Raw genomic sequence first — 19,524 nt, 5'->3', positions numbered from 1 at the left:
AACCGCGCTGGCAAAAATCCGCCAAGGTGCGCAGTTTAGCGTGACGGGCGTGAAATTCGAGGCTGTTTTTTCATTTGCGACGGATTAATCGCGGCAGATTTAAAGCCCGCTCTGTCAGGGGCTTGACCGCATCGGCTATGATATCCGTTTTGATTTATCAGGCCGCACCGGCCGCGCACTTGTACGTTCAAGGATCCTATGAGCAAGCCCACTGTCGACCCTACCTCGAATTCCAAGACCGGACCGGCCGTTCCGGTCAACTTCCTGCGCCCGATCATCCAGGCGGACCTGGACTCGGGTAAGCACACACAGATCGTGACCCGCTTCCCGCCGGAACCCAACGGCTACCTGCACATCGGTCACGCCAAGTCGATCTGCGTGAACTTCGGGCTGGCCCAGGAATTCGGCGGCGTCACCCACCTGCGTTTCGACGACACCAACCCGGCCAAGGAAGACCAGGAATACATCGACGCCATCGAAAGCGACGTCAAGTGGCTGGGCTTCGAGTGGTCCGGTGAAGTGCGCTACGCCTCGCAATACTTCGACCAGCTGCACGACTGGGCGGTGGAGCTGATCAAGGCGGGCAAGGCCTATGTCGACGACCTGACCCCCGAGCAGGCCAAGGAATACCGTGGCAGCCTGACCGAGCCGGGCAAGAACAGCCCGTTCCGCGATCGCAGCGTCGAAGAGAACCTGGACCTGTTTGCCCGCATGCGCGCTGGTGAGTTCCCGGACGGTGCACGCGTGCTGCGGGCCAAGATCGACATGGCCTCGCCGAACATGAACCTGCGCGACCCGATCATGTATCGCATCCGCCATGCGCATCACCACCAGACCGGCGACAAGTGGTGCATCTACCCGAACTACGACTTCACCCACGGTCAGTCGGACGCCATCGAAGGCATCACTCACTCGATCTGCACCCTGGAGTTCGAAAGCCATCGCCCGTTGTACGAATGGTTCCTGGAAAACCTGCCGGTGCCGGCACAGCCGCGCCAGTACGAGTTCAGCCGCCTGAACCTGAACTACACCATCACCAGCAAGCGCAAGCTCAAGCAACTGGTGGACGAGCAGCACGTCAACGGTTGGGACGACCCGCGCATGTCGACCCTGTCGGGCTTCCGCCGTCGTGGCTACACGCCGAAATCCATCCGCAACTTCTGCGAGATGGTCGGCACCAACCGTTCCGACGGCGTGGTGGACTTCGGCATGCTGGAGTTCAGCATCCGTGACGACCTCGACCACAGCGCCCCGCGCGCCATGTGCGTGCTGCGTCCGCTGAAGGTGGTGATCACCAACTACCCGCAAGACCAGGTCGAGAACCTCGAATTGCCGCGTCACCCGAAAGAAGACATGGGTGTGCGGGTACTGCCGTTCGCCCGTGAAATCTACATCGATCGCGACGACTTCATGGAAGAGCCGCCAAAGGGCTACAAGCGCCTGGAACCGGCCGGCGAAGTGCGCCTGCGCGGTAGCTACGTGATCCGCGCCGACGAGGCGATCAAGGACGCCGATGGCAACATCGTCGAGCTGCGTTGCTCGTACGACCCGGACACCCTGGGCAAGAACCCGGAAGGGCGCAAGGTCAAGGGCGTGATCCACTGGGTGCCGGCCGCCGCCAGCGTCGAGTGCGAAGTGCGCCTGTACGATCGCCTGTTCCGTTCGCCGAACCCGGAGAAGGCCGAAGACAGCGCAAGTTTCCTGGACAACATCAACCCTGACTCCCTGCAGGTCCTCACTGGTTGTCGTGCCGAACCCTCGCTGGGCAACGCACAGCCGGAAGACCGTTTCCAGTTCGAGCGCGAAGGTTACTTCTGCGCGGATATCAAGGACTCGAAACCGGGCGCACCGGTATTCAACCGTACCGTGACCCTGCGCGACTCCTGGGGTCAGTGATCAGTTAAGGAACTCCTTGTGCTAACGATCTACAACACGCTCACCAAGAGCAAAGAAGTCTTCAAGCCGCTCGATGGCAACAAGGTGCGCATGTACGTGTGCGGCATGACCGTGTACGACTATTGCCACCTGGGCCACGGCCGCAGCATGGTCGCCTTCGACCTGGTGACCCGCTGGCTGCGTTTCAGCGGCTACGACCTGACCTATGTGCGCAACATCACCGACATCGACGACAAGATCATCAATCGGGCCAACGAGAACGGCGAGTCGTTCGAGGCGTTGACCGAGCGCATGATCGCGGCGATGCACGAAGACGAAGCGCGCCTGAACATCAAGAAGCCGGACATGGAACCGCGTGCCACCGACCATATCGCCGGCATGCACGCGATGATCCAGACCCTGATCGACAAGGGCTACGCCTACGCGCCGGGCAACGGCGACGTGTACTACCGGGTCGGCAAGTTCCTCGGTTACGGCAAGCTGTCGCGCAAGAAGATCGAAGACCTGCGCATCGGTGCGCGGATCGAAGTCGACGAGTCGAAGCAGGACCCGCTGGACTTCGTGCTGTGGAAAGCCGCCAAGCCGGGCGAGCCGAGCTGGGAATCACCATGGGGCGCCGGGCGTCCGGGCTGGCACATCGAATGCTCGGTGATGTCGACCTGCTGCCTGGGCGAAACCTTCGACATTCATGGCGGCGGCAGCGACCTCGAGTTCCCGCACCATGAAAACGAGATCGCCCAGAGCGAGGCGGCCACCGGCAAGACCTACGCCAATGCCTGGATGCATTGCGGCATGATCCGCATCAATGGCGAGAAGATGTCCAAGTCCTTGAACAACTTCTTCACCATCCGCGACGTGCTCGACAAATACCATCCGGAAGTGGTGCGTTACCTGCTGGTGTCGAGCCACTACCGCAGCGCGATCAACTACTCGGAAGACAACCTCAAGGACGCCAAGGGCGCCCTGGAGCGTTTCTACCACGCCCTCAAAGGCCTGCCGGCTGTACCGGCCGCCGGTGGCGAAGCCTTCGTCGAGCGTTTCACCGAGGTGATGAACGACGACTTCGGCACGCCGGAAGCCTGTGCGGTGCTGTTCGAGATGGTGCGCGAGATCAACCGTCTGCGCGAGAGCGATCTCAATGCGGCGGCCGGTCTGGCGGCGCGCCTGCGGGAACTGGCGGACGTGCTGGGTGTGCTGCAGCTGGAAGCCGATGACTTCCTGCAGGCCGGTGCCGAAGGCCGGGTCGACGCGGCGCAGGTCGAAGCGTTGATCCAGGCGCGCCTGGCTGCCCGGGCCAACAAGGACTGGGCCGAGTCCGACCGCATCCGCGACCAGATCACCGCCATGGGCGTGGTGCTGGAAGACGGCAAGGGTGGGACCACCTGGCGCCTGGCTGACTGATCGTTGTACTGGCGACAAACAGAAACCCGCCTTGTGCGGGTTTTTGTTTGCCTGCGATTTATCTGTGCGGGATCAAACCAGAATGGCCAGGGAGCTGTACTTGGCGACTAGCGGGTCGGCGGTCAGCAGTTTCATCGGTTCGCTGATCGCGGTGGCCACAATCAGCCGGTCAAAGGGATCGCGGTGGTGATGTTCAAGGTCTTTGACCGCAATGGCGTGTTCCGAGGTGATGGCCAGTTCGATGAAACCGCTCGCCAGGCAATATTCGCGAATCTCTTCCAGGTCCACATCAAGCTTGCCCAGGCCAACCTTGATGGCCATCTCCCAGAAAGACGCGGCGCTGATATAGATTTCGGCAGCGCTTTCAATCAGCTTTCGGGCCTTGGCCGACAACTTCGGATCGTCGCTGAGGGTCCAGAGCAGAATATGCGTGTCGAGCAGGACTCTCACTCCTGAGTACCTTCGAAGGCGTCGAGCATGTCGTCCGGCAGCGGGGCGTCAAAGTCGTCGGGAAGCACCAGTTTGCCTTTCATTGCACCAATGCGCTGCCCCGACGGTTTGCCGACGGGAACCAGGCGGGCGAGGGCACGACCGTGTTTGGCGATGGTAATGACCTGTCCTGCCGCGGCATCGTCGACCAGTTTGGACAGGTTGTTTTTGGCTTCTGCCAGCGGGACAGTGATCATGAGGTTTCTCCAATATTCTGGACAAATATAGCCAGAATATTTGATCCCGGCCAAGCCGAGGCAGACGGCAGGTCAGGTTTTATGTATCCAGCTGTCGCAAGCGCTTGTACAGGGTATTGCGACTCACCCCCAGGCGCCGGGCCAATAGGGAGATGTTGCCGCCCACGGCCTTGAGCTGGCGGTGCAGGTCGGGGGTGTCTTGCAGGTCGATGTCGCCGGGCGGTTCGTGGCTGGTGGCTGGCTCCATGTCCAGGTCGACAAAAAAGTCGTCCGGCAAGTGCTCGGCGCGGATCGGCTGTTCTTCGGCCATGGCCAGCGCTACCTGCATCACGCTGCTGACCTGGCGCAGGTTGCCCGGCCAGGGATGGCGCTCGAACAGTTCCTGGACGTCGCGGCTGAGCCCGGCCCATTGGCCGGGCTCGCGATGCTGTTCCCAGATGCGCTTGAACAGCGCCTGTTTGTCGCTGCGTTCGCGCAGGGGCGGCAACTCCAGGGTCAGGCCGCCGATGCGGTAATACAGGTCCTCGCGAAAACGCCCGAGTTGTACCTGTTCGCGCAGGGAGCGGTTGGTCGCCGAGATGATGCGGATGTCCACCGGGAACAGCTCGCTGCTACCCACCGGTTGCACGCAGCGCTCCTGCAGCACACGCAACAGGCGGGCCTGGGTCGGCAAGGGCATGTCGCCGATTTCGTCGAGGAACAGCGTGCCTTTGTCGGCCTTGCGGATCAGGCCGATGCTGCCTTTCTGGCTGGCGCCGGTGAAGGCGCCTTTCTCGTAGCCGAACAACTCGGACTCCACCAGTTCGGCGGGAATCGCCGCGCAGTTGACGGCAATGAACGCCTGTTTGCTCCGCGAGCTGGCTTGATGCAGGGCCTTGACGAAAACTTCCTTGCCGACGCCGGTTTCGCCGTGGATCAGCAGCGGAATGTCCTTTTCCAGCAGCCGTTCGGCCTGGCGCACGGCTTTCTCCACCCGGCTGTCGCCGAAGTGCAGGGTGTTCAGGCTGATGGCATCTGTGTTGGCGGGAGCCGGACGGGAAGCTGGCTCGACGAAGACTCGGGCCTGGATCGGCATCTGCCTTGGACGCTTGAGCAGGCAATGGAAGCGGTTGCGACCGGCGGCCTGCAGGGCGAAGGGCAGGCCTTCGGGCTGGTTGAGCAATTCCAGCAGGGACACCTTGAACAGGCTTTCGATGCCGACCCGCGACAGGCTGATGCCCAGCAGGTTGTCGGCGCGGCGGTTGGCCGAAAGCACCTGGCCGCTGTCATCGAAGATCAGCAAGCCGGCCCACTGGCTGTCGAGGTTGTTCAGGCCGGTGTTGAAGGTCAGCTGGAAATGCCGGCCTTCAAACAGGTTGAGGATCAGCCGGTTCTCCACGGTCTGGCTCATCATCTTGACCATGCCCAGGGTATGGGAGGGCGGCAGGTAGCTGTCGCTGGAGACGTCCAGCACCGCGATCACCCGGCGCTCGGCATCGAAGATCGGCGCGGCCGAGCCGGTCATGAAGCGGTTGGCCTTGAGAAAGTGTTCATCGTGCTCGATATGCACCGCCTGTTCGCAAGCCAGGGCGGTGCCGATGGCGTTGGTCCCGCTGCAGTGTTCCAGCCAGCTGGCGCCGGCGCTGAAACCACGGGCCAGGCTCGGCTGGATAAAACGCTGGGTGCCCCAGGACGTCAGCACCTGGCCCTGGTTGTCGGCGAGCATGATCAGGCAATTGGAGTTGCTGAGGATGTTCTCGTAGTAGGGGAGGACTTCCTGGTGGGTGGTCTGCACCAGGGCATGCTGGCTCTCCAGCAACTGGGCGATGCGCTCGGCGGGCAGTTGATCGAAGGCCGGTGTGCTCTGGTGGCTGAGGCCAAAGGCCCGGCAGCGACTCCAGGAGTCCTTGATGATGGTCTCGTGAGACAGCGGTGAGGCAGGTGCGCTCATGGCGGTAGGTCTCTGAAAACGCTTTTATTGTTGTTATTGGCCTATGCCCGGAACTGTGGCGTTTACGGGCAAAAGCGTCCATCCAGTGTTGTTCACTCTTGTTCATTGTCAACCGCCGGATTGTTCAGTTGTTCAGTGCGGGTTGTTCATTTCTGTTCAGCTGTGAACCTTCCAATAGCCGGTCTTTTAATAAATATCAGGCTTATCAAGGGCTTGGTTTGGTGCCACGGTTCTGGCACGAAAGTCGCTCTGCTGCTGCGGTCGCTTGACTCCAATAATAAAAAAGGCCGAGCCATGTCATTAACGCTGGAGCACGTCAGCCGTGTCGTCGAGGGCCAGACCTGGATCGATGACATCTCGCTGCGCTTTGAACCCGGTTCCTTCAATGTCCTGCTGGGGCGCACGCTGTCCGGCAAGACCAGCCTGATGCGCCTGATCGCCGGGCTCGACAAGCCCGCCAGTGGGCGCATCCTGATGAACGGCGTGGACGTCACCGGGCGCCCGGTGCGGCTGCGCAATGTGTCGATGGTCTATCAGCAGTTCATCAACTACCCGACCATGACCGTGTTCGAGAATATCGCCTCGCCGCTGCGCCAGGCCGGCGTTTCGGCGCAACTGATCGAGAGCAAGGTGCTGGAGACGGCGAAGATGCTGCGGATCGAGAAGTTCCTGCAGCGCCATCCGCTGGAGCTGTCCGGCGGCCAGCAGCAGCGCACGGCGATGGCCCGGGCGCTGGTCAAGGATGCCGAGCTGATCCTGTTCGACGAGCCGCTGGTCAACCTCGACTACAAGCTGCGCGAAGAGCTGCGCCAGGAGATGCGCGAGCTGTTCCAGGCCCGCCACACCATCGCCATCTACGCCACCACCGAGCCCAACGAGGCGCTGGCCCTGGGCGGTACCACCACCATCCTCCACGAGGGGCGCCTGGTGCAGAGCGGCAAGACCGCCGAGGTCTATCACCAGCCCCAGACGGTGCTGGCCGCCGAGCTGTTCTCCGAACCGCCGATCAACCTGATGCCGGGGCGCATCGCCGGCAATGAAGTGAGCTTCGCCAATTTCGTGCACTTTCCGCTGAACGTCGATCTGCGCCCGGTCGGCGAGGGCGAGTTCCGCTTCGGCGTGCGGCCCAGCCATATCTCCCTGGTGCCGAGCAACGACGACGACCTGGAGCTGGCGGTGACCGTCGAGGTGGCGGAAATCAGCGGCTCGGAAACCTTCCTGCATGTGCGCAACGAACAATTCCTGTTGGTGCTGCACCTGCCCGGCGTGCACGAATACGACGTCGACGCGCCGATCCGTATCTATATCCCCACCCACAAACTGTTCGTCTTCGATGCCCAGGGCCGTCTGGTCCAGGCGCCGGGGCGGCGCGTCGCGAGGGTTGCCTGATGGCCGAGATCCGTTTGCACAACCTCGCCCACAGTTACACCAGTACCCCGGCCGGTCCCGAGGACTATGCGATCCGCGAGATGAACCACGTCTGGGAGCAGGGCGGCGCCTATGCCTTGCTCGGGCCGTCCGGCTGCGGCAAGTCGACCTTGCTCAACATCATTTCCGGGCTGCTCAGCCCTTCCCAGGGGCAGGTGCTGTTCGATACCCGGGTGGTCAACGAGCTGACTCCCGAGAAGCGCAACATCGCCCAGGTTTTCCAGTTCCCGGTGGTCTACGACACCATGACGGTGTTCGACAACCTGGCCTTTCCGCTGCGCAACCAGGGCCTGGCCGAGGCCAGGGTGCACAGCAAGGTGCAGGAGATCGCCGAGGTCCTCGACTTGCAGGCGCTGCTGAACAAGAAGGCGCGCAACCTCAGCGCCGACGAAAAGCAGAAGGTTTCCATGGGCCGCGGCCTGGTGCGCGACGACGTATCGGCGATCCTGTTCGACGAGCCGCTGACGGTGATCGACCCGCACTTGAAGTGGAAGCTGCGGCGCAAGCTCAAGCAGATCCACGAGCAGTTCAACATCACCATGGTCTACGTCACCCACGACCAGCTCGAAGCCTCGACCTTCGCCGATAAGATCGCGGTGATGTACGGCGGGCAGATCGTCCAGTTCGGTACCCCGCGGGAGCTGTTCGAGCGGCCGAGCCACACCTTTGTCGGCTACTTCATCGGCAGCCCGGGGATGAACCTGATCGAGGTCCGGGCAGAGGCCGGCGGTGTCGGCTTCGCGGGCACCCACCTGCCATTACCTGAAGCCTTGCAGCAGCGAATCGCCGAGATCGATTACCAGAGCCTGAAAGTCGGCATTCGCCCGGAGTTCATCCATGTCTGGGACGAGCCTTACGAGGAGGCGCTGCAGGCCGACGTGGTCCACATCGAGGACCTGGGTACCTACAAGATCATGACCCTGAACCTCGACGGCGCGGTCTTGAAAGTGCGGCTGGCCGAAGACAAACCGGTGCCGCAGGGCAGGGCCTGCATCAGCTTCCCAGCGCAGTGGCTGATGGTCTACGCCGACGAATACCTGCTGGAGGCCCACGTCACGAACGAGGTTCAGCCATGAACAAAGTGCAGAACAACAAAGCCTGGTGGCTGGTATTGCCGGTGTTCCTGCTGGTGGCCTTCAGTGCGGTGATCCCAATGATGACCGTGGTCAACTACTCGGTGCAGGACATTTTCGACCAGTCCAGCCGCTATTTCGTCGGCGCCGACTGGTACCGCCAGGTGCTGCTCGACCCGCGCCTGCACGACTCGCTGCTGCGCCAGTTCATCTATTCCGCCTGCGTGCTGTTGATCGAAATTCCCTTGGGCATCGCCATCGCCCTGACCATGCCAAGCAAGGGACGCTGGTCGTCGGTGGTGCTGATCATCCTCGCCATTCCGCTGCTGATTCCGTGGAACGTGGTGGGCACCATCTGGCAGATCTTCGGCCGAGCCGACATCGGCCTGATGGGCTCGGCGCTGAATGCCCTGGGTATCGATTACAACTACGCGGCCAACACCATGGATGCCTGGGTCACGGTGCTGGTGATGGACGTGTGGCACTGGACCTCGCTGGTGGCGCTGCTCTGCTTTTCGGGGCTGCGGGCGATCCCGGACGTGTATTACCAGGCGGCGCGCATCGACCGGGCGTCGAACTGGGCGGTGTTCCGCCATATCCAGTTGCCGAAGATGAAAAGCGTGCTGCTGATCGCGGTGATGCTGCGCTTCATGGACAGCTTCATGATCTACACCGAGCCGTTCGTGCTCACCGGCGGCGGGCCGGGCAACGCCACGACCTTCCTTAGCCAGACCCTGACCCAGATGGCGATCGGTCAGTTCGACCTGGGCCCGGCCGCAGCGTTCTCCCTGGTGTACTTCCTGATCATCCTGCTGGTGTCCTGGCTGTTCTACACCGCCATGACCCACTCCGACGCCAATCGCTGAGGACGGCCGCCATGACCAAGCGCAAGCTGATACCGCTGCTGATCTACATCCTGTTCCTGCTGGTGCCGATCTACTGGTTGCTGAACATGTCGTTCAAGAGCAATAACGAGATTCTCGGCAGCCTGACCCTGTGGCCCCAGGACTTCACCTGGCATAACTACAAGGTGATCTTCACCGACCCCAGCTGGTACACCGGCTACCTCAACTCGCTGTATTACGTCAGCCTGAACACGGTGATTTCCCTGAGCGTGGCGCTGCCGGCGGCCTACGCCTTTTCGCGCTACCGCTTCCTCGGCGACAAGCACCTGTTCTTCTGGCTGCTGACCAACCGCATGGCGCCGCCGGCGGTATTTCTGCTGCCGTTCTTCCAGCTGTATTCGTCCATCGGCCTGTTCGATACGCACATTGCCGTGGCCCTGGCCCACTGCCTGTTCAACGTGCCGCTGGCGGTATGGATTCTCGAAGGCTTCATGTCCGGGGTGCCGAAGGAAATCGACGAGACCGCCTACATCGACGGCTACAGCTTTCCCAAGTTCTTCGTGAAGATCTTCGTCCCGCTGATTGGTTCGGGGATCGGCGTGACGGCGTTCTTCTGCTTCATGTTTTCCTGGGTCGAGCTGCTGCTGGCGCGGACTTTGACCTCGGTGAACGCCAAGCCGATCGCCGCGGTGATGACCCGCACCGTGTCCGCCTCCGGTATCGACTGGGGCGTGCTGGCGGCCGCCGGGGTGCTGACCATCCTGCCGGGCATGCTGGTGATCTGGTTTGTTCGCAACCATGTGGCCAAGGGCTTTGCCCTGGGCCGGGTATGAGGAACCGTTGATGGAATGGATGAACTGGACCGCCCCGACGGCGGCATTCTTCGGTGTCATTGCCTTGATCCTGCTGGGCATGACCACGTGGGAATTGCGTTCGCCGAGCATCCCTCGGCGCGGCTTCCTGCCGATTGCCACCACCCGTGGCGATCGTCTGTTTATCGGTCTTCTCGGCAGCGCCTACCTGCATTTGCTGGTAATCGGCGCCACCGAATGGAGCATCTGGGTGGCGTTCGTGCTGTCCCTGGTGTGGCTGTTGGCTGTGATGCGTTGGGGCTAGCCGGGCGCGTGCGCGGCAGTCCTGCTTCGAAATTCAACCGGGAGGTCTCTATGTTCGACAAAAACAATAAGCTGCGACATAGCGTTTCATTGGCGGCCATGCTGGCATTGAGCGGCCTGAGCGCGACGGCCTGGGCCGACGCCTATGAGGACGCCGCGAAAAAGTGGATCGGCAGCGAGTTCAAGCCATCCACCCTGACCGCGGAACAACAGCTGGAAGAGCTGAAGTGGTTCATCAAGGCGTCCGAGCCGTTTCGCGGGATGAAGATCAACGTGGTCTCGGAAACCATCGCCACCCATGAATACGAGTCCAAGGTGCTGGCCAAGGCTTTCAGCGAAATCACCGGGATCAAGCTGACCCACGACCTGCTGCAGGAGGGCGACGTGGTGGAGAAGCTGCAGACCCAGATGCAGTCGGACAAGAACATCTATGACGGCTGGGTCAACGACTCCGACCTGATCGGCACGCACTTTCGTTATGGCAAGACCGAATCCATCACCGACCTGATGGCCAACGAAGGCAAGGACTACACCTCGCCGACCCTGGACATCAAGGACTTCATCGGCATCTCCTTCACCACCGCGCCGGACGGCAAGATCTATCAGTTGCCCGACCAGCAATTCGCCAACCTGTACTGGTTCCGCGCCGACTGGTTCGAGCGGGCCGACCTGAAGGCCAGGTTCAAGGAGAAGTACGGCTACGAGCTGGGTGTGCCGGTGAACTGGTCGGCCTATGAGGACATCGCCAAGTTCTTCAGCGAGGACGTCAAGGAGATCGACGGCAAGCGGGTCTACGGGCATATGGACTACGGCAAGAAGGACCCGTCCCTGGGCTGGCGCTTCACCGATGCCTGGTTCTCCATGGCCGGCGGCGGCGACAAGGGCTTGCCCAATGGCTTGCCGGTGGACGAGTGGGGGATCCGCGTCGAGGACTGCCATCCGGTGGGCTCCAGCGTGACCCGCGGCGGCGACACCAACGGCCCGGCGGCGGTGTTCGCCACCACCAAATACGTCGACTGGATGAAAAAGTACGCGCCACCGGAGGCGGCGGGCATGACCTTCTCCGAGTCCGGGCCGGTGCCGTCCCAGGGCAATATTGCCCAGCAGATCTTCTGGTACACCGCCTTCACCGCCGACATGACCAAGCCGGGCCTGGCGGTGATGAACGCCGATGGTACGCCGAAATGGCGCATGGCGCCGTCGCCGCGTGGACCGTACTGGGAAGAGGGCATGAAGCTGGGGTATCAGGACGTGGGTTCCTGGACCTTCATGAAGTCCACCCCGGAGAAGCAGAAACTCGCGGCCTGGCTCTATGCCCAGTTCGTGACCTCGAAAACCGTGTCGCTGAAGAAAACCATCGTCGGCCTGACACCGATCCGTGAGTCGGACATCAACTCCCAGGCGATGACCGACCTGGCGCCGAAGCTCGGTGGCCTGGTGGAGTTCTATCGCAGCCCGGCCCGCGTGCAGTGGACGCCGACCGGCACCAACGTGCCGGACTATCCACGCCTGGCGCAGTTGTGGTGGAGCCATATCGCCGAAGCCGCCAGCGGCGAGAAAACCCCGCAACAGGCGCTCGATGGCCTGGCCAAGGACCAGGACGCGATCATGACCCGGCTCGAGCGCTCGAAAGCCCAGGCCACCTGCGCGCCGAAAATGAACCCCGAGCGCGACGCGCAATACTGGTTCGACCATCCGGGCGCGCCGAAACCGAAACTGGCCAACGAGAAACCCAAGGGGGAAACCGTGAGCTACAACGAACTGCTCAAGTCGTGGGAGGCAGCGCGCAAATAAGGTTGTGGATCGGTAATACGCAACGGCACCTTCGGGTGCCGTTGTGTTTTGGGAATGGCTGTTGTGCTGTCAGGGCAATCGCTGTCGCGGGCAGACCTGGTGGCGAAGACACTGCTTGTCTGTAGGAGCGAGGCTTGCCCGCGATGATGTCCCTCGAACCGGCGCAGATCTTCAGGCCAGTGCTGCCAGCCGCTCCACCGTATCGGGAAAGCGCTGTACCAGGCGGATCAGGGTGGTGGCCTGAGCGTTGGGTTTTGCCCGTCCTTGCTCCCAGTTCTCCAGGGTTCGAGTGTTGGTGCGCAGGTACATGGCAAATACCGATCTGGACAGGTTCAGCTGCTCGCGCACGGCCAGCACTTCTTCGGCGGTGATCGGGAGCAATGCGCTCAGCTTGACCTTGTGGCTACGCAGCGTGAGCTTGCCTTGGCGCTCTTTGGCCAGGGCGTCGAAACCTTCGACCAGTTCGGAAAAGATGTCACGTTTCATGATGGGTCCTTGCCTCGACTTCTCTGTTCAACAGTTGCTTGAGCAGTTTTTTCTGTTGGGGTGCCAGGTCGCTCTGCTCGTTCTTTGCGTAAAGGGTGAAGAGCCAGAACTGGGCGCCTCCGGACCACCAGTAATAGATCACCCTGATTCCGCCGCGTTTGCCCTTGTGTCTTCGTTCATCGACAAAACGGATCTTGCGCAAGCCACCGGTTCCTTCGATGAGATCTCCGGCTTCGGGGGCTTTGAGCAATTCAAGCTGCAGGCTACGAAAAAGCTCGTCGTCCAGATAGTCCTGTCGATAGCGCTGGAACGGGGGTAACTCAATAAAAAGCGCGTCCATTCTTTGTACGTAACCTGCGTATATTTTTGATTGGATAGGTCAAGAGGTCAAGGCGTTGCGCATGACGCTCGTCGCCTTTTAATGACCTTAGACTTAGCAATCAGGATGAGACGTAGGACGCGTCTTTAAAGCCTGAAAGGCAATTCCTTTCAGGCGGCAGGAGGAAGGGCAGGGCGGTTTTCTTCGGAAAACAAAACGGCGCCCGAAGGCGCCGTCTTGTTTTACTGCGGATCGTGCTTGAGCGATCAGCCCGCCAGACCGGATTGCTGGACCAGGATCAGCAGCGGTTGTGGGTAGACGCCGAGGAAGAACGCCAGGACCGCGATGGCCAGTAGCATCACGCCGCCGGCTTTCTGTTCCCAGTGCAGCTGGGCGTCGACGCGGCGCAGGTTCGGCTCGATCAGGTAGAGGGTGACCATGACGCGCAGGTAGTAGAACACGCCGATGGCGCTGCCCAGGACCAGGGAACCGACCAGCCACCATTGGTGCGCTTCGACACCGGTGGCGATGATGTAGAACTTGCCGATGAAGCCCGCGGTCAGCGGGATGCCGGCCAGGGACAGCATCATCACGGTGAGCACGGCGGTCAGGTACGGACGGCGCCAGAACAGGCCGCGGTACTCGTACAGGGCATCCGCGTCGCGACCCTTGTAGGGCGAGGACATCAGGGTGATCACACCGAAGGCGCCGAGGCTGGTGATCACGTAGGTGACCAGGTAGACGCCGATGGCTTCCATCGCCAGGCCCTTGCTCGCCACCAGGGCGATCAGCAGGTAACCGAAGTGGGCGATGGACGAGTAACCCAGCAGACGCTTGAGGTTGCTCTGGGTCAGCGCCAGCAGGTTACCGAACAGGATCGAGGCAATCGCGATCAGGGTCAGCACGGTGTTCAGGACACCGCTGCTGGCCACCGGCGAGATCTGGAACAGACGCACCATCACCGCGAATACCGCCACCTTGCTCGCGGTGGCCAGGAAGGCCGCCACAGGCGCCGGGGCCCCTTCGTAGACGTCCGGGGTCCACAGGTGGAAGGGTACCAGCGACAGCTTGAACGCCAGGCCGATCAGCATCATGCCCAGGCCCAGTTGGGCCAGCGGGCTAGGCAGGCCGGTCGCGGCCAGGGCCTGACCGATGCCGTTGAAGCTCAGGCTGCCGGCTTCGGCGTAGAGCAGGGCCATGCCGAACAGCAGGAACGCGGAACCAGCGGCCGACAGCACCATGTACTTGATGCCGGCTTCCAGCGAACGCTTGTTGAAGAAGGCATAAGCCACTAGGCCGTAGACCGGTACCGAGAGCAGCTCCAGGCCGATGAACAAGCCGGCCAGGTGCTGTGCGCTGACCAGGACCAAGCCGCCGGCGGCGGCCATCAGGATCAGCAGGTACAGCTCTTCGCGGTTGCCCGGGTAGCCGGTGCCGCCGTCGCCCAGATAGGCGTGGGCGAGGGTGACGCAGGCCAGGGTGGCCACCAGGATCAGCGCCATGTACAGGCAGGCGAACTGGTCGATCTGCAGCAATGGAGTCACCGCCAGAGGGGTGACTTTCAGGGCCGGCAGAATCGACAGCAACGCCAGGTTCAGACCGGCGACCGACAGCAGGAAGGTTTGCGAATGGTTGCGACGCCAGGCGATAGCCAGCATCACCACAATGATGGTGAGGCTGGTGATCAACAGCGGCGCAAGCGCGATAAAGTGTTGAATCGTAAAGTCCATAGCGCTCTTACCGGGCCGAAGCGAGTTGAGTGAAGGCGGTGCCGAGCCATTGCTGCACGCCACTCATGGTGGCGGCAGAGGTATCGAGGAACGGTTGCGGGTAGATGCCGATGTAAATCAGCAGCGCCGCCAGTCCGACCACCATGATCAGTTCGCGAGCGTCCATGCCGTGCAGGACCGCGTCCGACTTGGCCGGGCCGAAGTAGGCGCGGTGAATCATGATCAGCGAATAGACCGAACCGAACACCAGGCCGGACGTCGCGAGCACGGTGACCCATGGGGCACGGGCGAAGGTGCCGATCAGGATCAGGAATTCGCCGACGAAGTTACCGGTTGCCGGCAAGCCCAGCGAGGCTGCTGCGAAGAACAGGCTGATGGCTGGCAGGTAGGCGATCTTCGACCACAGGCCGCCCATTTCACGCATGTCGCGGGTGTGGGTGCGTTCGTACAACTGGCCGCAGAGGATAAAGAGTGCCGCCGCCGACAGGCCGTGCGCCAGCATCTGGATCACCGCGCCCTGCAGGGCCAGCTGGCTGCCGGAGTAGATGCCGATCAGCACGAAGCCCATGTGCGAAACGCTGGAGAATGCCACCAGGCGCTTGATGTCGGTCTGGGCGAAGGCCAGGAAGGCACCGTAGAAGATGCCGATCAGACCCAGGGTCATGGCGATCGGCGCGAACTCGGCCGAGGCATTCGGGAACAGCGGCAGGGCAAAACGCAGCAGGCCGTAGGCCGCGGTCTTCAGCAAGATACCGGCGAGGTCCACGGAGCCCGCGGTCGGTGCCTGGGCGTGGGCATCGGGCAGCCAGGAGTGGAACGGCACCACCGGCAATTTCACCGCGAAGGCGATGAAGAAACCGAGCATCAGCACGTACTCGGTGGTGGTCGACATCTTGGTCTTCAACAGGTCGGCGTAGTTGAAGGTAATCACGCCGGTGTCGTTGAAGTTGACCAGCACCAGACCGAGGATCGCCACCAGCATGATCAGGCCGGAAGCCTGAGTGAAGATGAAGAACTTGGTCGCGGCGTAGATCCGGGTTTTCTTGCCGTCCGAAGAACTGTGACCCCAGAGCGCGATGAGGAAGTACATCGGCACCAGCATCATTTCCCAGAAGAAGAAGAACATGAACAGGTCGAGGGCGAGGAACACGCCGACGACACCGCCCAGGATCCACATCAGGTTCAGGTGGAAGAAGCCCACGTGACGCTGGATCTCTTTCCAGGAACAGAGGACGGACAGCACGCCCAGGAGGCCGGTCAGCAGGATCATCAACAGCGACAGGCCATCGAGGGCCAGGTGCACGTTGATGCCGAAGCGCTCGATCCAGACGTGCTTGAACTCCAGGGTCCAGGTCGGATCGGCGCCAGGTGCCGGAGCGAATGAATAGTCGCCATGGGCCCACAGCCAGAGGCCGAGAGCGAGTTCCAGGGACATGGTCAGCAGCGCAATCCAGCGGGGGAGGGTGGCGCCGAAGCGCTCACCCATCCAGCACAGCAGGCCGCCGATGAAGGGGATCAGGATTAGCCAAGGCAGAATCATGACGGGCTCAATTCCTTTCGCAAGTTCGCAAGGTTCATATCAGACCGCTACCAGCACGACGGCGCCGATAACCAGCACGGCACCAGCAGCCATCGAGGCGGCGTACCAACGCAGTTGACCGGTTTCCGTACGGCTCAGGGAGTTGTGGCCCCCTTTGGCCAGGCGCGGGATCAGACCGATGGTCTGGTCGAGCGGGTCTTTGCGCAGTACATGGCTGATCGCCAGATATGGCTTGACGAACAGTTTGTCGTAGATCCAGTCGAAGCCCCAGGCAGCGAACCACCAGGCCGAGAGGATGCGGCCGATGCCACTGTTGGCGACGGCGGTAACGAAGCGACGCTTGCCGAGGAACAGCAGCGCGGCCAGCAGGATACCGGCGATGGCGATGGCGCCCGACGCCAGTTCCAGGCTGTGCTTGGCTTCGCCACCGGCATGGCCGACGCTTTGCGGCAGTACGCCGTGCAGCGGTGGAGTGATCATGGCGCCGACGGCGGTCGACAGAATGATCAGCACCGACAGCGGCAGCCAGTGGCTGATGCCGTGGCCGGCATGGGCTTCGGTCTTGGCTTCACCGTGGAAGGTGATGAAGATCAGACGGAAGGTGTACAGCGAGGTCATGAAGGCCCCCACCAGACCGGCATACAGCAGGCCGTGGTTACCGCTGGCGAAGGCTTCCCAGAGGATCTCGTCCTTGGAGTAGAAACCGGCGGTGACCAGTGGCAGGGCCGCCAGGGCCGCGCCGCCGACGATGAAGCTGGCGTAGGCCAGTGGCAGTTTCTTCCACAGGCCGCCCATCTTGAAGATGTTCTGCTCGTGGTGGCAGGCAACGATCACCGCACCGGAGGCAAGGAACAGCAGGGCCTTGAAGAAGGCGTGGGTCATCAGGTGGAAGATCGCGCCGTCCCAGGCGCCAACGCCCAGGGCCAGGAACATGTAGCCGATCTGGCTCATGGTCGAGTAGGCGAGAATCCGCTTGATGTCGGTCTGGACCAGCGCGGCGAAGCCGGCCAGGACCAGAGTCACGCCACCGACGACGCCCACCAGGTGCAGGATATCCGGCGCCAGGGCGAACAGACCGTGGGTACGGGCGATCAGGTAGACACCGGCAGTCACCATGGTTGCGGCGTGGATCAGTGCCGAAACCGGAGTAGGACCGGCCATCGCGTCCGCCAGCCAGGTCTGCAGCGGCAGCTGGGCGGATTTACCGACCGCGCCACCCAGCAGCATCAGGGTCGCCAGGACGATCCAGAAGTCGCCGGCCTGGAACTTCGCAGGCGCCGCGACCAGCAGTTGCTGGATATTCAGGGTGCCCAGCTGCTGGAACAGGATGAACAGGCCGATGGCCATGAACACGTCGCCGATGCGGGTGACGATGAAGGCCTTGAGTGCCGCGTTACCGTTGTTGCGGTTGCTGTAGTAGAAACCGATCAGCAGGTACGAACACAGGCCCACACCTTCCCAGCCGAAGTACAGGAACAACAGGTCATCGCCGAGCACCAGGAACAGCATGCTGGCGATGAACAGGTTGGTGTAGGCGAAGAAGCGCGAGTAACCGTCTTCACCGCGCATGTACCAGGACGCGAACAGGTGGATCAGGAAGCCCACGCCCACCACCACGCCGAGCATGGTCACGGACAGGCCATCCAGATACAGGGCGAAGGTCGGCTTGAAGTCGCCTACGGTCATCCACTGCCACAGCACCTGGGTGTAGTGGCCACCTTCCGGCGGGGCGACGTTGAATTGCCAGATCACATAAGCCGCGACAATCGCCGACAGGCCAACGGAGCCGACACCGATCAGGGCGGCGAGGTTTTCCGAGAGGCGTCCACGGGAGAACGACAGCAGCAGGAAACCGATCAGGGGGAACAGGAAAGTCAGATAGAGAAGGTTCATCCGCGCATCTCGCTGGCAGCGTCGATATCGAGAGTGTGGAAGCGGCGATACAGCTGCAACAGGATCGCCAGGCCAATGCTGGCCTCGGCGGCTGCCAGGCTGATCACCAGGATGAACATGATCTGTCCATCCGGCTGCGCCCATCTGGCACCTGCGACGATGAAGGCCAGGGCGGAGGCGTTCATCATCACTTCCAGGCTCATCAGCACGAAGAGAATGTTGCGGCGCACCATCAGGCCGACCAGGCCGAGGCAGAACAGGATGCCGGCAACGGCCAGGCCATGCTCCAGAGGGATAGTTCCGATAGTAGGCATGGTCTTACTCCTTCGCCTCGTTGCGGCCCAGGTGGAACGCCGTGACGGCTGCGGCGAGCAGCAGCATCGAGGCGAGTTCGACCACCAGCAGATAAGGACCGAACAGGCTGATGCCCACGGCCTTGGCGTCCACGGTGGTGTGGCCGACACCGGTACCGCTCTGGTGGCTGAATAGCACGTACAGCAGTTCCACCAGCAGCAGGGCGGCAAGCACCACCGGCCCCAGCCAGATTCCCGGCTTGAGCCAGATGCGTTCCTGCTGAACCGAGGCAGGCCCCAGGTTCAGCATCATCACCACGAACACGAACAGCACCATGATGGCGCCAGCATAGGCGATCACTTCCAGTACGCCGGCGAACGGCGCGCCGAGGCTGAAGAAGGTCATCGCCACGGCGATCAGCGAAATGATCAGGTAGAGCAGGGCGTGCACAGGGTTGGTGTTGGTCACCACGCGGAGCGTGGAGACAACGGCGACACCTGACGCGAAATAGAAAGCGAATTCCATCTTTCTTCCTTAAGGCAGCAAGCTCTTCACGTTGATCGGCTCGGCTTCGTTTTGCGCGGAGCCTTTTGGCTTACCGGCAATGGCCATACCTGCAACACGATAGAAGTTGTAATCAGGGTTCTTTCCGGGGCCGGAGATCAGCAGATCTTCTTTCTCGTAAACCAGGTCCTGACGTTTGAACTCGGCCATCTCGAAATCCGGGGTCAGCTGGATCGCGGTGGTCGGGCAGGCTTCCTCGCAGAGGCCGCAGAAGATGCAGCGCGAGAAGTTGATGCGGAAGAAGTCCGGGTACCAGCGACCGTCTTCGGTTTCAGCTTTCTGCAGCGAGATGCATCCCACCGGGCATGCCACGGCGCACAGGTTGCAGGCTACGCAACGCTCTTCGCCATCGGGGTCGCGGGTCAGCACGATGCGGCCACGGTAGCGTGGCGGCAGGTAGACCGGCTCTTCCGGGTATTGCAGGGTGTCGCGCTTGCGAAAGCCATGGCCGAAGACCATCACCAGGCTGCGCAGTTGGGTACCAGTACCCTTAACGATGTCGCCAATATATTTGAACATGGGTCAAATCC

At 61.9% G+C, this 19,524-nt stretch carries 19 protein-coding genes; 8 read left to right on the top strand and 11 right to left on the bottom strand.

Annotated features, from left to right (window positions below):
* Nucleotides 1–198: 198 nt before the first annotated feature.
* Together PMI20_RS22490 and cysS are read left to right on the top strand one after the other, a co-directional pair.
* On the top strand, nucleotides 199–1,896 hold the full coding sequence (locus tag PMI20_RS22490) for a glutamine--tRNA ligase/YqeY domain fusion protein (protein ID WP_007929633.1): 1,698 nt from the start codon (nucleotides 199–201) through the stop codon (nucleotides 1,894–1,896).
* Between the two features lie 18 nt (nucleotides 1,897–1,914).
* The gene (cysS, locus tag PMI20_RS22485; RefSeq protein ID WP_007929632.1) at nucleotides 1,915–3,297 is read left to right on the top strand and encodes a cysteine--tRNA ligase; all 1,383 of its coding nucleotides are present in this window, start codon (nucleotides 1,915–1,917) and stop codon (nucleotides 3,295–3,297) included.
* A gap of 72 nt (nucleotides 3,298–3,369) precedes the next feature.
* Here the strand turns inward: cysS and PMI20_RS22480 are convergent, their stop codons facing one another.
* The 3 genes from PMI20_RS22480 to PMI20_RS22470 are packed head-to-tail and all read right to left on the bottom strand — an operon-like array spanning nucleotide 3,370 to nucleotide 5,913.
* Nucleotides 3,370–3,747 carry a type II toxin-antitoxin system VapC family toxin gene (locus PMI20_RS22480; protein ID WP_007929631.1) on the bottom strand — a complete coding sequence of 126 codons (378 nt, stop codon included), beginning with the start codon at nucleotides 3,745–3,747 and terminating at the stop codon, nucleotides 3,370–3,372.
* Nucleotides 3,744–4,037 carry a type II toxin-antitoxin system Phd/YefM family antitoxin gene (locus tag PMI20_RS22475; RefSeq protein WP_238543449.1) on the bottom strand — a complete coding sequence of 98 codons (294 nt, stop codon included), beginning with the start codon at nucleotides 4,035–4,037 and terminating at the stop codon, nucleotides 3,744–3,746. Before PMI20_RS22475 ends, PMI20_RS22480 begins: the two co-directional genes overlap by 4 nt.
* A gap of 25 nt (nucleotides 4,038–4,062) precedes the next feature.
* Complete coding sequence (locus PMI20_RS22470) at nucleotides 4,063–5,913, bottom strand: sigma-54-dependent Fis family transcriptional regulator (protein WP_007929629.1); 1,851 nt, start codon at nucleotides 5,911–5,913, stop codon at nucleotides 4,063–4,065.
* 294 nt (nucleotides 5,914–6,207) lie between these two features.
* Here PMI20_RS22470 and PMI20_RS22465 point away from each other — a divergent pair, with 294 nt between their 5' ends.
* From PMI20_RS22465 to PMI20_RS22440, 6 genes are read left to right on the top strand one after another with little or no spacing between them, the layout of a single operon-like run.
* A complete protein-coding gene (locus PMI20_RS22465) occupies nucleotides 6,208–7,302 on the top strand; it encodes an ABC transporter ATP-binding protein (RefSeq protein ID WP_007929624.1) in 1,095 nt (364 codons plus the stop codon).
* Nucleotides 7,302–8,417, top strand: coding sequence for an ABC transporter ATP-binding protein (locus PMI20_RS22460; RefSeq protein WP_007929623.1), 1,116 nt, complete (start codon nucleotides 7,302–7,304; stop codon nucleotides 8,415–8,417). Before PMI20_RS22465 ends, PMI20_RS22460 begins: the two co-directional genes overlap by 1 nt.
* Entirely contained in the window at nucleotides 8,414–9,280 is an 867-nt protein-coding gene (locus tag PMI20_RS22455; protein WP_007929620.1) for a carbohydrate ABC transporter permease, read from the top strand. The genes PMI20_RS22460 and PMI20_RS22455 overlap by 4 nt, the downstream gene beginning before the upstream one ends.
* 11 nt (nucleotides 9,281–9,291) lie before the next feature.
* Nucleotides 9,292–10,092, top strand: a complete 801-nt coding sequence (locus PMI20_RS22450) for a carbohydrate ABC transporter permease (protein ID WP_007929618.1) — start codon at nucleotides 9,292–9,294, stop codon at nucleotides 10,090–10,092.
* Nucleotides 10,093–10,102: 10 nt separating this feature from the next.
* Nucleotides 10,103–10,375 (top strand): DUF2160 domain-containing protein, encoded by a 273-nt coding sequence (locus PMI20_RS22445; protein WP_007929617.1) that lies wholly within the window; start codon nucleotides 10,103–10,105, stop codon nucleotides 10,373–10,375.
* Nucleotides 10,376–10,425: 50 nt separating this feature from the next.
* A complete protein-coding gene (locus PMI20_RS22440; RefSeq protein ID WP_007929616.1) occupies nucleotides 10,426–12,168 on the top strand; it encodes an ABC transporter substrate-binding protein in 1,743 nt (580 codons plus the stop codon).
* Nucleotides 12,169–12,339: 171 nt separating this feature from the next.
* Here PMI20_RS22440 and PMI20_RS22435 read toward each other — a convergent pair whose 3' ends face one another.
* From PMI20_RS22435 to nuoI, 8 genes are all read right to left on the bottom strand, one after another.
* Nucleotides 12,340–12,654, bottom strand: coding sequence for a helix-turn-helix domain-containing protein (locus PMI20_RS22435; protein ID WP_007929615.1), 315 nt, complete (start codon nucleotides 12,652–12,654; stop codon nucleotides 12,340–12,342).
* A complete protein-coding gene (locus tag PMI20_RS22430; RefSeq protein WP_007929614.1) occupies nucleotides 12,644–12,994 on the bottom strand; it encodes a type II toxin-antitoxin system RelE/ParE family toxin in 351 nt (116 codons plus the stop codon). The genes PMI20_RS22435 and PMI20_RS22430 overlap by 11 nt, the downstream gene beginning before the upstream one ends.
* 245 nt (nucleotides 12,995–13,239) lie before the next feature.
* Nucleotides 13,240–14,703: an NADH-quinone oxidoreductase subunit NuoN gene (gene nuoN / locus PMI20_RS22425; protein WP_007929613.1), complete on the bottom strand. Its 1,464-nt coding sequence runs from the start codon at nucleotides 14,701–14,703 to the stop codon at nucleotides 13,240–13,242.
* 7 nt (nucleotides 14,704–14,710) lie between these two features.
* A complete protein-coding gene (gene nuoM, locus PMI20_RS22420) occupies nucleotides 14,711–16,243 on the bottom strand; it encodes an NADH-quinone oxidoreductase subunit M (protein ID WP_007929612.1) in 1,533 nt (510 codons plus the stop codon).
* 39 nt (nucleotides 16,244–16,282) lie between these two features.
* Nucleotides 16,283–18,136 carry an NADH-quinone oxidoreductase subunit L gene (nuoL, locus tag PMI20_RS22415; protein WP_007929611.1) on the bottom strand — a complete coding sequence of 618 codons (1,854 nt, stop codon included), beginning with the start codon at nucleotides 18,134–18,136 and terminating at the stop codon, nucleotides 16,283–16,285.
* A complete protein-coding gene (nuoK, locus tag PMI20_RS22410) occupies nucleotides 18,133–18,441 on the bottom strand; it encodes an NADH-quinone oxidoreductase subunit NuoK (protein ID WP_085985111.1) in 309 nt (102 codons plus the stop codon). The genes nuoL and nuoK overlap by 4 nt, the downstream gene beginning before the upstream one ends.
* Before the next feature lie 13 nt (nucleotides 18,442–18,454).
* Nucleotides 18,455–18,955 (bottom strand): NADH-quinone oxidoreductase subunit J, encoded by a 501-nt coding sequence (nuoJ, locus tag PMI20_RS22405; protein ID WP_007929608.1) that lies wholly within the window; start codon nucleotides 18,953–18,955, stop codon nucleotides 18,455–18,457.
* Between the two features lie 9 nt (nucleotides 18,956–18,964).
* Nucleotides 18,965–19,513 carry an NADH-quinone oxidoreductase subunit NuoI gene (nuoI, locus tag PMI20_RS22400; protein WP_003223795.1) on the bottom strand — a complete coding sequence of 183 codons (549 nt, stop codon included), beginning with the start codon at nucleotides 19,511–19,513 and terminating at the stop codon, nucleotides 18,965–18,967.
* Between the last annotated feature and the right edge of the window lie 11 nt (nucleotides 19,514–19,524).

Origin of the sequence: Pseudomonas sp. GM17 (assembly GCF_000282175.2) — a bacterium.
Lineage (GTDB): Bacteria > Pseudomonadota > Gammaproteobacteria > Pseudomonadales > Pseudomonadaceae > Aquipseudomonas > Aquipseudomonas chlororaphis.
Note: the sequence above shows the minus strand (reverse complement) of the source record. Positions and strands in the feature narration are given on the sequence as shown.

Bases quoted from the DNA above. Each gene is read 5' to 3' on its own strand.
- nuoL (WP_007929611.1), bottom strand. From the start codon at position 18,136: ATGAACCTTCTCTATCTGACTTTCCTGTTCCCCCTGATCGGTTTCCTG.
- nuoM (WP_007929612.1), bottom strand. From the start codon at position 16,243: ATGATTCTGCCTTGGCTAATCCTGATCCCCTTCATCGGCGGCCTGCTG.
- PMI20_RS22460 (WP_007929623.1), top strand. From the start codon at position 7,302: ATGGCCGAGATCCGTTTGCACAACCTCGCCCACAGTTACACCAGTACC.
- PMI20_RS22430 (WP_007929614.1), bottom strand. From the start codon at position 12,994: ATGGACGCGCTTTTTATTGAGTTACCCCCGTTCCAGCGCTATCGACAG.
- nuoI (WP_003223795.1), bottom strand. From the start codon at position 19,513: ATGTTCAAATATATTGGCGACATCGTTAAGGGTACTGGTACCCAACTG.
- PMI20_RS22445 (WP_007929617.1), top strand. From the start codon at position 10,103: ATGGAATGGATGAACTGGACCGCCCCGACGGCGGCATTCTTCGGTGTC.
- PMI20_RS22465 (WP_007929624.1), top strand. From the start codon at position 6,208: ATGTCATTAACGCTGGAGCACGTCAGCCGTGTCGTCGAGGGCCAGACC.
- PMI20_RS22450 (WP_007929618.1), top strand. From the start codon at position 9,292: ATGACCAAGCGCAAGCTGATACCGCTGCTGATCTACATCCTGTTCCTG.
- PMI20_RS22440 (WP_007929616.1), top strand. From the start codon at position 10,426: ATGTTCGACAAAAACAATAAGCTGCGACATAGCGTTTCATTGGCGGCC.
- nuoJ (WP_007929608.1), bottom strand. From the start codon at position 18,955: ATGGAATTCGCTTTCTATTTCGCGTCAGGTGTCGCCGTTGTCTCCACG.
- PMI20_RS22490 (WP_007929633.1), top strand. From the start codon at position 199: ATGAGCAAGCCCACTGTCGACCCTACCTCGAATTCCAAGACCGGACCG.
- PMI20_RS22470 (WP_007929629.1), bottom strand. From the start codon at position 5,913: ATGAGCGCACCTGCCTCACCGCTGTCTCACGAGACCATCATCAAGGAC.
- PMI20_RS22435 (WP_007929615.1), bottom strand. From the start codon at position 12,654: ATGAAACGTGACATCTTTTCCGAACTGGTCGAAGGTTTCGACGCCCTG.
- nuoN (WP_007929613.1), bottom strand. From the start codon at position 14,703: ATGGACTTTACGATTCAACACTTTATCGCGCTTGCGCCGCTGTTGATC.
- PMI20_RS22455 (WP_007929620.1), top strand. From the start codon at position 8,414: ATGAACAAAGTGCAGAACAACAAAGCCTGGTGGCTGGTATTGCCGGTG.